This window comes from Archangium violaceum Cb vi76 (genome assembly GCF_000733295.1).
Lineage (GTDB): Bacteria > Myxococcota > Myxococcia > Myxococcales > Myxococcaceae > Archangium > Archangium violaceum.
In genome coordinates this window covers 1-12,294 of the sequence record NZ_JPMI01000158.1, presented here as the reverse complement: position 1 = coordinate 12,294, position 12,294 = coordinate 1, and the positions used below count along the sequence as shown (strand labels likewise).

The following is a 12,294-nucleotide window of genomic DNA, read 5'->3' as shown; positions in this document are numbered from 1 at the left end:
CAGCCCGGACGGGTCGAGGAGTTCATCGAGAAGCTGATCCCCCAGGAAGACACAGTCTGGCCGCATGCACAGGCCACGACCACCAGGGCCATGGAACTGGGCGCCAGATTGAGTCAGCGCGACCATCTCAAGGGCGCCATCCATGCATGGCTCGCATGGCAGAGTGACCCGGGTCTGCCCTTCGGTATCGCGCTGAAGGCCAAGGTGTTCGACCATGATTCGCCAGAGGCCCTGCGCTTCGTCGCATGGTTCAAGCAGTGCTTCACCTGATCCACCGGGACACCGTCTCCATCATCGCCTTGGCCTCCTGGCCCTGGGGATGATGTGCGTCATGCACCATTCTACTGGCATCTCCGCTACCACTTCGTGTCACATCCTGCGAAAAAGCCAGGACCGGGGAAAATGGCCGCTTGGTCAGGAGCTTCGGGTTCTCATCAGGACGCTGATGTGGAGCGCCTCTCATGGGATTCTGGCGGCTTCAAGGCGGCTCGCGACCTATGAGACAGCGGCTCGTCTTCGCGATAGCCGGAGCTCTGCTCATGATGGTGTTGGAGCTCCTGGCCTTGCCCTTGCTGTGGGGCCTCAAAGCGTTGAGATATACCTTGTATGCCCCTGCCATGTTGGTTGGGGATTTCCTGGTCTTCGCAAGACACGAGTGGCAATGGCCCATTCCCCCCTCTGAAGGTCTGGGCGAGCTACCTCATTGGCTCGTCATATACCTGCTCTACTTCAACTGGTTCTGCTACGCGGCCCTGGGATTTGGAATGGGGTGGTGGCTGGGGAAGTTCTTCCAGCCATCCGCGAAGCCGCGCAGAAGAAGCTGACCAACCGGTCCCCACGGTTCAGCGCTTACGCCGGTACACCGTCTCCACGCCCTTGGCCTCCTGGCCGTCGGGGGTGATGTTGTAGTGGGTGATGATCAGCTGGTCCGGCGCGGGCTGCTGAATCTCCGTCCGCCAGCCCCAGGGCGGCCCGGAGGGAGCCTCGTAACTGCCCAGGACGTTGAAGCCCCGGCCCTCGTTCGCCCCCTTGAAGTACATGATGCTCGTGCCGGTGTGGAAGTTGTCGGCCCAGGCCATCTCGAAGCGGTCCGGATCCAGGTGGTAGCCATAGAGGGCCACCCCGGAGAGCGGCTTGCCCTGCATCGCCCCCTCGTACTCGTGCAGCACGAACCGTCCTCCCGCCACGAGGCGCAGCGTCCCTCGCCACGGGGACTCGTCCGCGAGCTTGTCCGGCTCGAACCACGTCTTCGTCGTCCCCTCCCACTCCCCGGCGAGCTGCGCCAACCGGTGGTGCAGACCGCCTTCCTTGCTGGACTCCTCGAACGTCCGCTTCGCCATGCGCGAGCCTCCTGTGGAAGCGAGACCTTGGCGTCTTTCACCGGACCGCGCCAGAAAGGCCGCTTGCGCTCGCGGCGGAGGCATCGGAAAACGCGCCCGTTCCCCACTTCGGAGATGGCGATGAGCGCACACATGCACGAGGAGCTGGCCCGGCTGTTGGACCAAGCACGGCTGGAGGCTCGCGAGGTTCCCCCCCTCACCCGGGCCCACCCCACCCTCTCGCTCCCGGACGGCTATGCCATCCAGGCCGAGGGCCGCCGCCTGCGCACCGCTCACGGCGAGCGCGTGGTGGGCCTGAAGATGGGCTTCACCTCCGAGGCCAAGCGCCGGCAGATGAACCTGGACCTGCCCATCTACGGCTTCATCACCGACCGCATGGCCGTGCCCGCAGGTGGCACGCTCCGGATGCAGGGCACCATCCACCCCCGAATCGAGCCGGAGATCGCCTTCCGCACCTCGCGCGAGCTGCGCGGCCGCATCACCCGCGAGGAGGCGCTCGACGCCTGTGCCAGCGTCTTCGCGGCCATGGAGATCCTCGACTCGCGCTTCATCGACTTCAAATACTTCTCCCTGCCGGACGTGGTGGCGGACAACACCTCGGCCTCGCGCTACGTCCTGGGCACCACCGAGCGTCCGCCGCGCGAGCTGGACCTGCCCCACCTCCAGATGGTGATGGAGGTGAATGGCGAGCGCGTCCAGGCGGCGCGCTCGGACGCCATCTCGGGAGACCCGGTGGTGTCCATCCTCCAGCTGTGCGAGCTGCTCGAGCAGCACGGGGCGTCGCTGCCCGCCGGCAGCATCGTGCTCTCCGGGGCCGCCACCGCGGCCCACCCGCTCCGGGCCGGGGACCGCATCCGCCTCACCGTCGAGGGGCTGGGCGACCTCTCCGTCTCCGTCGAGCCCTGAGCACGTCCAGCAGCCAACACCCCAACCCCTCGTTCCCGGGCCCGCACCGGGAGTAGACGAGGAGGATGTCCGGCTCCCCGGCTATGCTGTAGTGCGTCAACCCACCTTGACGCCAGACAAGCCACACGGGCGCGTGAGACAAGTGCGGCAAGGGGGAGGAATGCCATGCACGTTGTCACGCTGGGAGTTCCCCACACCATCAGCGAGGAATGGGAGCGCGGGCTGCGCGAGGAGGGCAGGCGTCACGCGGTGGAGTGCCAGGTCCAGCACGCACGGGGCCTGGAGGAGCTGCCCGAGCTGCTGCCTCGCGGGCTGCTGGTGCTCTGGGACGCGGGCGGGCCGGTGCAGGACACGCTCACGCTCTGCCAGCGGCTGCACGCGCGCAGGGACCCGGTGCACTCCCATCTCGTGGTGTTGACCCCCCGCGGCCCGGACGAGCTGGACACCCTGGAGCAGGCCGGCGCCGACGAGTGCCTGCCGCCACCGGGGGGACGCTGGGGCGCGCGGCTGATCGCCCTGGAGCGGCGGCTGCGCGCGCTGGAGCCCTCGGCCTTGGTGGCGCATGGCGGCAACCGCATGCGGACGGAGGCCACGCTCCAGGCGCTGCTGGAGTTCACCCTGGCCGAGCCCGGCCCCGACTTCTTCCAGGTGATGGTGCGGCAGCTGGCGCAGGCGCTCGGCGTCACGTGCGCGCTGGTGGGCGAGCTGGACGGGGACGCGGTGCGCAAGCTGGCCTGCTTCAACCTGGGCGACTTCTGTGAGCTGCCGCCCTATGTGCTCGCCGGGACGCCGTGTGAGATCACCGTCGATCAGGCCATCTGCCACTACCCGGACGGGGTGGCCGCGCGCTTCCCCGAGGACACGATGCTGCGCGAGCAGGGCCTGCGCAGCTACCTGGGCGCGGCGCTGAGGGACTCGAGTGGGCAGCCCATCGGCGTGCTGGCCATCCTCCATGATCGGCCGCTCGAGGCGCGGCAGTTGGACTATGCGCTCATCAACGCCTTCGCGGTGCGCGCGGGCTTCGAGCTGGAGCGCCGGCGCCAGCGCGACGAGCTGGAGCGCTCGAGGGACCTGCTGCAGAAGACGCTCGACACCGTGCCGGAGCCGCTGCTGGTGAAGGACCGGGGGTACCGGTGGATCGCCATGAACAGCGCCTTCTGCCGGCTCGTGGGGCGTCCGCTGGAGGAGCTGCTCGGCATGACGGACCGGGAGCTCATGCCCAAGGCCGAGGCGGACGCATCGCGGTGGCAGGACGAGCAGGTCTTCACCACCGGCCAGCCCCACGAGGCCGAGGACACCTACACCGACGCGTCCGGCCAGGCGCGCGTGCTCCTCAGCCGGAAGACGCTCTTCACCGGCGGGGGCCGCTCGCTGCTGATGGTGCTCTGCCGGGACGTCACCGAGCGCAAGCGGCTGGAGTCGCAACTGCGGCTGGCGGACCGGATGGCATCGGCGGGCACGCTGGCCACGGGCATGGCGCACGAAATCAACAACCCGCTCACCTTCGTCTCCGCCAACCTCACCTTCCTGGAGGAGCAGCTCACGGGGATGATGGTGCTGCCCGAGGCGCTGCCCGAGATGCGCGAGGTGCTCACGGAGACGCGCGAGGGCGTGGGACGCATCCGCGAGCTGGTGCAGGACCTGAAGTCCTTCGCGCGGGCCGACGACGATCGCGTCGGACCGGTGGACGTGCACCGGGTGGTGGACAGCGCGCTGAGGCTGATGCGCAGCGCGCTGCGGCACCGCACACAGGTGGTGCGCGCGTTCGGCGAGGTGCCGCTCGTGAGGGGCAACGAGGCGCGGCTGGGACAGGTGCTCGTCAACCTGCTGGTGAACGCGCTGCAGGCGCTTCCGGCGCGCACGGCCGACGACAACCGCATCCAGGTGTCCACGTGGCGCGAGGGGCCCCACCACGTGGTGCTGCAGGTAGAGGACAACGGGCAGGGCATTCCCCTGGAAATCCAGCGGCGCATCTTCGAGCCCTTCTTCACCACCAAGCCGGTGGGCGTGGGCACCGGCCTGGGGCTGGCCATCTGCAACAGCATCGTGCAGGGCATGGGCGGGCGAATCGAGGTGCGCAGCCAGCCGGGCCAGGGCACCGCCTTCCAGCTGAAGCTGCCCGTGGACGGTGTGACGCCGCCTCAACTCCGGGGCAAGGAGGCCGTCCTCCCGCTCTAAGCCCTCCGAAGAAAGTCCGTGCAGGGGCCCGTCCACGGCTCGAGCTCAGGAGGGACCCCTCCGGGCGCGGTCTCGCCAGACTTGTCCGACAGTCGGACAAGTTCGTGAAGAACGCGCCCGGGAGGCAGGCAGAACCGTAGGGGAACGCTCATCCCCTGCTATTCGTCGCGGTAGATGCCGATGGCGCCCGGGCGGCCGCTCTCGCTGCCGAAGGCCACCAGCAACCGGCGCTCCGGCCCGCTGCCCACGGACTGGATGTCCCAGACGGGGTGGTACGAGAGCGCCCCGAGCGCCTGGCTGTAGCGCATCACCGTGTCCGCCTTCAGCCGCGTGAGCCCGCCGCCCCAGCGGTGGCCCGCCCAGACGCTGTCATCGGCCCCATCCTTCGCCAGCGAGGAGACGTAACGGTCCGCCCCCGTGCCGAGCGCGTACTGTTTCACCACCCCCGTCGCGTCCATGAGGGCCAGGCCCCTCGCGAAGGAGCTCACCCACACCGAGCCGTCCGGCATCAGCGCCATGCCCGACACCAGGTCGTCGACGCGGTCCGCCGGGCCCGGAATCCCCACCTCGTCCACCAGGTCCGGCCACACGTCGATGCGGTTCTTGATGGCCGAGGCGTTCTCCGTCTGCTTGCGCGCCGTCTCGAAGTCCCGCGGTGTCTTGATGGTCATGTAGCGGAAGCGCGTGGAGCGATTGGCCCCGCCGAACCACACGTCCCCGTCCGGCCGCACCGCGACGCCGTAGTACGCATCCGTGAGCCGGAAGACGTGCCCGCTGTCCGTCTTCGCGTTGATGTGCGGGTGCGCATGCTCCTTCACGCCCGAGCACTCCCGCTGGCCGTTGCAGGTGGGGTCTCCCGTGTAGTCCGGGTCTCCCCAGGCGAAGCCATGGTTCGCGCCGAACCACAGGTTGCCGTGCTTCTTGTCCCAGACGATGCGAAGGATGGAGCAGAGCTTCTCGCGTCCACCCGACTCCTCGCCAATCACACCCGGGCCGGACGAGATGTCGTAGTGGACGACCTCGATGCCCGTCTCCGTCAGCGTGACCTTGTCCGCGTCACCACTCTTGTAGCTGTTCGGGTTCTTCGCGCCTGGCGTGTAGTAGTTGCTCTCGCAGTCCGGCGCGCCCTGGTAGCCCACGAACACCGTCCCCGCCGGGCCTCCCGCCACCGAGAGCACCTCGAGGTACTTCGGCCCCACCGGCGCGCTCCCGTCCTTCAGGTAGCCATAGGGACGCAGGCCATCGTCCATCGTGAAGCGCTCGAAGGTGGCCGCCCCCGGACGCAGGAGGAACAGCCCTTCCTCACCACCCGCCACCCAGAGGTTGCCGCCCTCGTCCTCCGTCACACCGAGCACCTCGTGTGGCGCACCGTGCTCCGGACCGAGGAACGTCCACCCCGTGGCATCGGGATAGACGACCGTGCCCGCATCGGGCTCCACCGTCCCAGCGTCGGGTTCAACCGTGCCCGCGTCGGGCATCCCGGCATCCACGGGGGGCGGAGGTGGCGGCGGAGGTTCGACCGTTCCCGCGTCGGGCTCGACCGTCCCCGCATCCACCGGAGGCGGTGGCGGTGGAGGAGGAGGTGGAGGAGGAGGCGGCGGCTCGACCGTGCCCGCGTCCGAGCTCCCCTGCTCCTGCCCATCCCGCTCTCGCCCGGATGATTCGCCGCTGTCCCGCGGGCCGCCCCCACAGGCCACGACCGCCGCCAACAGCCCCGCCACGCCCCACGTCCACCCACGCCGCCCGTTCATACCCTGGTACGCCTCCACCGACCGCCGCCGGACACTCCGTCCAATGCCAGACTGAAGCATCGCAAGCGGAGTGCCATGCCCCGGGGCAGGACAGACACGTCCACCGGACACCGGGTGGGTACTCAGGTCATCACCGGGAGCAGTCTCCTGCCCTCCGTGTGCAAACAGCGGGGTCCTCGCCCGTCCCTATCTGCGAGGCGCCGCCCGGTTCTTGTCGATGATGGCCAGGAGGATGAGCACGAAGGAGAGCAGCCGGATGAGGTACGCCGCGACGACGTGCTCGCTGTCGGTGAGCCGCATCAACATCAACACCAGCCGGTGCAGCCCCATCAGCCAGAAGGAGGCGGCGAAGAAGGCGAAGAACCGGTCCCGCGTCTTCCTCCAGAACCGCAAGAAGAACAGCCCCGCGACCAGGCACAGGCCAAACACCGTGCCGGAGAGGAAGTCGTTCATTCGGAGTCCCAGATGAGGCCAAAGACCAGGAGCGCCAGTGACACCAGCGCGGACAGATGACGGAACGTGGTCAGGTCAGGCCCCTTGGGGATGACCATCAGGTCCACCACCAGCAGGATGTTGTTCACCGCCAGTCCCACGAAGCACAGGCAGCTCCACAACAGCAGGGGCACCCGGTTCTGGGTGTACCCCCGCAGGAGCAGCACCGCACAGGCGAGGCTGGTCGCCGCACACAGCAGGAAGACCGCGTCAGCCATTGTCATCATCGTCCCTCCGGAGCCGGAAGGCATCGGCGAAAGTCCGGATCTTATCGACGGGTTTGGAGAAGATGAGGTTGATGACCGTCACCCGGCGCTCCGAGTACGCCGTGGCGAGCCCCGCCACCGCCTCCGCCATTCCAGGGCTCTCCGGCGCGTAGCGGAACTCCACCTCGCTGCCCTGGACCCTGGACAGGATCGCCGAGCGAGCCATGTCCTTCAGCCGATCCCCGGCGGACAAGGGGGAGATCCGCAGCTCCCGGGCCACCGACTCCGCGGTCCAGGAACGCTCCGGGTGCTGCTGGAGCAGCAGCAGGATCTCCAGTTGCTCGACCGAGTCAATGTGTTCGGCAATCAGCCGTCGCACGACTTCGGGAAGATCGCCCGCGCGCAAACCTCATCCCTTTCTCCCCACCTCGGAAAACGGCTCCTTAATACGACGGATGTTCCCACTCCGGAAGCTAGGACTGCAGGGGCATGCACACGTGGAACGTACTGCCCTCGCCGTCCACTCCCCGCGACTCCGCCCAGATGCGTCCGCCGTGCTGCTCGATGATGCCCTGGGAGATGGTCAACCCCAGGCCCAGGCCACCATACCTCGCCCCGTGGGCCTGGCCGAAGCGTTCGAAGATGACCGGCAATTTCTCCACCGGGATGCCAATGCCCTGGTCACGCACCAGGAGCAGGACATTGCCCTCCTCGGACCACGCGCGCAGCGCCACCTCGCCGCCCTGGGGCGAGTAGCGGATGGCGTTGGCCACCAGGTTGGTCACCACCTGCTCGAGGCGCCCCGGGTCTCCCCGCATGAGCAGCGTCTCGGGCGTTTCCAGCCGCAGCCGGTGCTCGGTGGAGAGCGCCTGCAGACGCTCGCAGGTGGTGCGCAGCAGGGGCACCAGGTCGAACTCCTCCACCTCCAGCGACAGGCGCCCGGTGAGCAGCCGGCTCACGTCCAGCAGGTCCGACACCAGCTTGGTCATCCGGTCCACCTGCCGATCCAACCCCTCGAGCGCCCGGCGGGGCCCGTCCGTCAGCTCGGCGCCGAACTTGCGCTGGGCCAGCTGCACCTGCATCTTCGCCGCGGCCAGCGGGGTGCGCAGCTCGTGCGAGGCAGCGGCCAGGAAGGCGTCCTTCGCCACGCTCGCCCGGGCCAGCTCCTCCTCGGCCCGCTTCTGGTTGTCGATGTCCGTGGCGGTGATGATCCACCCGGTGATGCGGCCGCGCTCGTTGCGCTCCGGCACCGCACGGCCCAGGTGCCAGCGGAACGCCTGGGTGCGCTGGCAGCGCAGCCGGAACTGCACCTCGAAGGGCTGGCCGGTGCCCACCGAGTGGCACCAGGCGGCGTGGACACTCTCGCGGTCCTCCGGGTGCATCACCTCCGAGCGCCACAGGTTCTCCACGGCCTCGGAGGGCAGGCCGGACAGCTCCGTCCAGGCGCGATTGCCATAACGCAGGCGGCCATCCGGGCCGGCGGCGAACACGCACAGGGGCATGGCATCGCCCAGCAGGCGGTAGCGGTAGGCGCTCTCCCGCTCCAGTGCCTCGCGCTCGCGCCGGCGCAGCAAGGCCTCCTGGCGCTTGAGCTGCTCCTCCTTGAGGAACAGCTCCACGAAGACGGACACCTTCGAGCGCAGGATTTCCGGCGCGAAGGGTTTGAGCACGTAGTCCACCGCGCCCTGGGCGTAGCCGCGGAACACGTGCGAGGCGTCCCGGCTGCGCGCGGTGAGGAAGATGATGGGAATGAAGCGCGAGCGCTCGCGCTCCTTGATGAGCCGGGCCGTCTCGAAACCGTCCAGGCCCGGCATCTGCACGTCCAGCAGGATGAGGGCGAAGTCCTCGCGCAGCAGGTGCAGCAGGGCTTCTTCCCCCGAGTGCGCCTTCACCACCTCCCCCAGGTCGCCGAGCGTGGCTTCCAGGGTGAGGAGGTTGGGAGCATGATCGTCAACGACCAGGATGCGTGCCCGCGACAGCTCCGGTTGAACCGGCAAGCTCCCGCTATTCCCCCCCTCGGCCCACGTCATCTCTGTCATCTCGCTCCCGCGCAGGGCTCTACCCAACGGCGAATCAACTCCAACAGCCGCTCGGTATCGACCGGCTTGGACAGGTAATCGGACGCGCCTGCTTCCAGGCACTTCTCGCGGTCGTCCTTCAACGCCCGCGCGGTGATGGCGATGACGGGCAGCGAGGCCCACCGGGGATCCGCCCGGATGGCGCGCATCGCCTGGTAGCCGTCCATCTCCGGCATCATCACGTCCAGCAGAACCACATCCAATTCAGGATTCTTCTCCATCAGGTCCATGGCCGCCCGTCCGTCCTGGGCAAACGTCACCTGCATGCCATGGTTCTCCAGGACAGATGTAAGTGCGAAGATGTTTCGCGCGTCATCGTCCACCAGAAGAACCTTGCGGCCAGCGAGCGAGCGGGAGAGCTCCCTCATCTCCTCGGCGGAGACGCGGGACTGGTCTCCCACCCGGCGCAGGAAGCGGCCCACCTCGGCGAGCACGGCCTCGGGCGAGCGGGCGGCCGCCTCGAGCAGCACGGCCTCGGCCGAGCGCCGCAGCCGCCGCTCGTCATCCGGGAGGAGCTGCGAGCCACTATAGAGGAGCACGGGAGGCAGACGGGCGGGCCGGCGCACCAGCTCCACCAGCAGCTTCATTCCCCGGCCCCCCGGAGAGGCCAGGTCCAGGGCGAGCGCGTCCACCTCGCCGCGGTCCAGGGCCTCCACGGCCCGGTGGGACTCGAGCTGGCGAATCTCCAGCGACTCCCCGGAGTCGATGAGCTGCTGCACGCAGTCACGCAGCTCGGGCTTGGGGTCCACCACCAGCAGCTTGCGCGGGTGGCCGTTGGCCCTGAGCTCCAGGTGGCTGAAGGCGCCCTGGATGGCCTCGGGGCTGAAGGGCCGGTCGAGGTAGACGAAGCCGCCGCCGCACGAGGCGCCCCGCAGCCGGTCCACGCTCACCACCTGGATGGGGATGCGGCGGGTGCGCGGGTCGCGCTTGAGCTGATCCAACACGCTCCAGCCGTCGATGACGGGCAGGCCGAGCTGCAGGACGATGGCATACGGCTTGAGCCGCTGGGCGAGCGAGAGCGCCACGTCACCGCGCGTGGCCACCAGGGCCTTGAGGCCGCTCTGGTGGGCGGTGGCCACCAGGCCCCGGGCGAACTCCAGATCATCCACCGCCACCAGCAGCACGCGGTCGTCCGGGCCGAGGTCCTCCCGGTCATCCGCCAGCGGGTGGGGGGCGGCGGTGCCATGCACCTCGTCGCGCGGCAGCAGCTCGCGCAGCATGGGGGTGTAGCCCACGTCCGAGTCGCTGACCGGCTCGCCCCGCTCGGGGCCGCTGTAGCTGCGCGGCAGGTAGAGGGTGAAGGTGCTGCCCGCCCCGCGCGAGCTGCGCACGCGGATTTCACCGCCCAGCAGACGCGCCAGCTCCCGGCTGATGGAGAGGCCCAGGCCGGTGCCGCCGTACTTGCGGCTGGTGGTGCCATCCGCCTGCTGGAAGGCCTCGAAGATGAGCTTCTGCTTGTCCTCGGGGATGCCGATGCCCGTGTCGATGACGGAGAAGGCGAGCACCTGGTCGGCCTCCACCAGCTCCGGCGCGGCGAAGCGCTCCTCGGTGTCCGCCATGCGGATGCGCAGCGTCACCTGGCCCGTGCTGGTGAACTTGAAGGCGTTGGACAGCAGGTTCTTGAGAATCTGCTGCAGGCGCTTCGGGTCCGTGAAGACGGTGGCCGGCACTTCCGGGCCCACCTCGGTGAGGAAGCCCAGGCTCTTCTGCTCGGCCACGGGGCCGAAGGTCCGGCGGGCGAACTCCACCAGCTCCGCCACGGCGGAGTCGCGCGGCTCCACCTGCATCTTCCCGGCCTCCACCTTGGACAGGTCGAGGATCTCGTTGATGAGGGAGAGCAGATCCCCACCGGAGGAGTAGATGGTCTCCGCGTACTCCACCTGCTTGCGGCCCAGCGAGCCGTCGGAGTTGTCCGCGAGCAGCTTGGCGAGCACCAGCATGCTGTTGAGCGGCGTGCGCAGCTCGTGGGACATGTTGGCGAGGAACTCGCTCTTGTACTTGGAGATGAGCGAGAGCTGCTCGGCCTTCTCCTCCAGGGAGGAGCGCGCCTGTTCCACCTCGCGGTTCTTCTCCTCCACCTTGATGTTCTGCTGCTCGAGCAGCTTGGCCTTCTCCTCCAGCTCGAGGGCCTGGGCCTCCAGCGCCGAGTTGGAGCGCTTGAGCTCCTCCTGCTGCTGGGTGAGCTCGCGCGACTGGCTCTGCAGCTCGTTGGCGAGGCTCTGCGACTGACGCAGCAGCTCCTCGGTGCGCATGTTGGCCATGATCATGTTGAGCACCACGCCGATGCTCTCCGTGAGCTGGTCCAGGAAGATTTGATGGATGGCGCTGAACGGGTGGAAGGAGGCCAGCTCGATGACGGCCTTGACCTCGCCCTCGAAGAGGACGGGCAGGACGATGACGTTGAGGGGGCTGGCCTCGCCCAGGCCGGAGGTGATGCGGATGTAGTCCGCCGGCACGTGGGTGAGGAGGATGGTCTTCTTCTCCAGGGCGCACTGGCCCACCACGCCCTCGCCGAGGCGGAAGCGGTTGCCCACGTTCTTGCGCTCGCGGTAGGCGTAGCTGGAGGTGAGCTTGGCCACGGGGTGGCCGTCCTCGGTGTCCATGAGGAAGAAGGCGCCGTGGTGCGCGGAGACCAGGGGCGTCAGCTCGGACATGATGAGCCGGGAGACGGCCTCCAGGTTCTTCTGTCCCTGCATCATGCCGGAGAACTTGGCCAGGTTCGTCTTGAGCCAGTCCTGCTCGGTGTTCTTCTGGGTCGTCTCCTTGAGGTTGACGATCATCTGGTTGATGTTGTCCTTCAGGGCGGCCAGCTCGCCGCCCGCATCCACCGAGATGAACCGCGTCAGGTCCCCCTTCGTCACGGCGGTGGCCACCTCGGAGATGGCGCGCACCTGGGACGTCAGGTTGCCGGCGAGCTGATTCACGTTGTCGGTCAGCTGCCTCCAGGCCCCGCGGGCACCGGGCACCTTGGCCTGGCCACCCAGCTTGCCCTCGATACCCACCTCGCGGGCCACCGTGGACACCTGCTGCGCGAAGGTGCCCAGCGTGTCCGTCATGCTGTTGATGGTGTCCGCCAGCGCGGCCACCTCGCCCTTGGCGTCGACCACGAGCTTCTGGGTCAGGTCACCGTTGGCGACCGCGGTCACCACCTTGACGATGCCGCGCACCTGCGTGGTCAGGTTGCGGGCCATCAGGTTCACGTTGTCGGTGAGGTCCTTCCACGTACCGGCCACCCCGGGCACACGCGCCTGGCCCCCCAGCTTGCCCTCGGTACCGACCTCGCGCGCGACGCGGGTCACCTCGGACGCGAATGCGTTGAGCTGATCCACCATCGTGTTGATGG

General features: G+C 68.5%; 11 protein-coding genes. 4 read left to right on the top strand and 7 right to left on the bottom strand.

Translation table 11 applies throughout. The features are described 5' to 3' along the window. Both Q664_RS59260 and Q664_RS23255 read left to right on the top strand, forming a co-directional pair. Positions 1 to 270, top strand: a 270-nt coding sequence (locus Q664_RS59260) for a DUF3226 domain-containing protein (RefSeq protein WP_043399686.1), incomplete at its 5' end; no start/stop codon positions are given. 227 nt (positions 271 to 497) lie between these two features. Beyond that, the gene (locus Q664_RS23255) at positions 498 to 824 is read left to right on the top strand and encodes a hypothetical protein (protein WP_152622287.1); all 327 of its coding nucleotides are present in this window, start codon (positions 498 to 500) and stop codon (positions 822 to 824) included. Between the two features lie 18 nt (positions 825 to 842). Here Q664_RS23255 and Q664_RS23250 read toward each other — a convergent pair whose 3' ends face one another. After that, entirely contained in the window at positions 843 to 1,340 is a 498-nt protein-coding gene (locus Q664_RS23250) for a DUF1579 domain-containing protein (protein WP_043399678.1), read from the bottom strand. Positions 1,341 to 1,460: 120 nt separating this feature from the next. On the opposite strand from Q664_RS23250, the gene Q664_RS23245 reads away from it, so the two are divergent. After that, entirely contained in the window at positions 1,461 to 2,246 is a 786-nt protein-coding gene (locus Q664_RS23245; protein ID WP_043399675.1) for a 2-keto-4-pentenoate hydratase, read from the top strand. A 165-nt stretch (positions 2,247 to 2,411) separates the two neighbouring features. Continuing rightward, complete coding sequence (locus tag Q664_RS23240; RefSeq protein WP_052518551.1) at positions 2,412 to 4,424, top strand: ATP-binding protein; 2,013 nt, start codon at positions 2,412 to 2,414, stop codon at positions 4,422 to 4,424. 158 nt (positions 4,425 to 4,582) lie between these two features. On the opposite strand, the gene Q664_RS23235 is transcribed toward Q664_RS23240, so the two are convergent. From Q664_RS23235 to Q664_RS23210, 6 genes are all read right to left on the bottom strand, one after another. After that, a complete protein-coding gene (locus Q664_RS23235; protein ID WP_043399672.1) occupies positions 4,583 to 6,175 on the bottom strand; it encodes a ligand-binding sensor domain-containing protein in 1,593 nt (530 codons plus the stop codon). A 186-nt stretch (positions 6,176 to 6,361) separates the two neighbouring features. After that, positions 6,362 to 6,628 carry a DUF5985 family protein gene (locus tag Q664_RS23230; protein WP_043399669.1) on the bottom strand — a complete coding sequence of 89 codons (267 nt, stop codon included), beginning with the start codon at positions 6,626 to 6,628 and terminating at the stop codon, positions 6,362 to 6,364. Further along, complete coding sequence (locus Q664_RS23225) at positions 6,625 to 6,894, bottom strand: DUF5985 family protein (RefSeq protein WP_326938733.1); 270 nt, start codon at positions 6,892 to 6,894, stop codon at positions 6,625 to 6,627. The genes Q664_RS23230 and Q664_RS23225 overlap by 4 nt, the downstream gene beginning before the upstream one ends. Continuing rightward, positions 6,878 to 7,252, bottom strand: coding sequence for a hypothetical protein (locus tag Q664_RS23220; protein WP_235216839.1), 375 nt, complete (start codon positions 7,250 to 7,252; stop codon positions 6,878 to 6,880). Before Q664_RS23220 ends, Q664_RS23225 begins: the two co-directional genes overlap by 17 nt. Before the next feature lie 94 nt (positions 7,253 to 7,346). Further along, positions 7,347 to 8,870 (bottom strand): sensor histidine kinase, encoded by a 1,524-nt coding sequence (locus tag Q664_RS23215; RefSeq protein WP_043399688.1) that lies wholly within the window; start codon positions 8,868 to 8,870, stop codon positions 7,347 to 7,349. A gap of 38 nt (positions 8,871 to 8,908) precedes the next feature. Continuing rightward, the coding region (locus tag Q664_RS23210) for a response regulator (RefSeq protein WP_043399659.1) at positions 8,909 to 12,294 on the bottom strand (3,386 nt) is incomplete at its 5' end.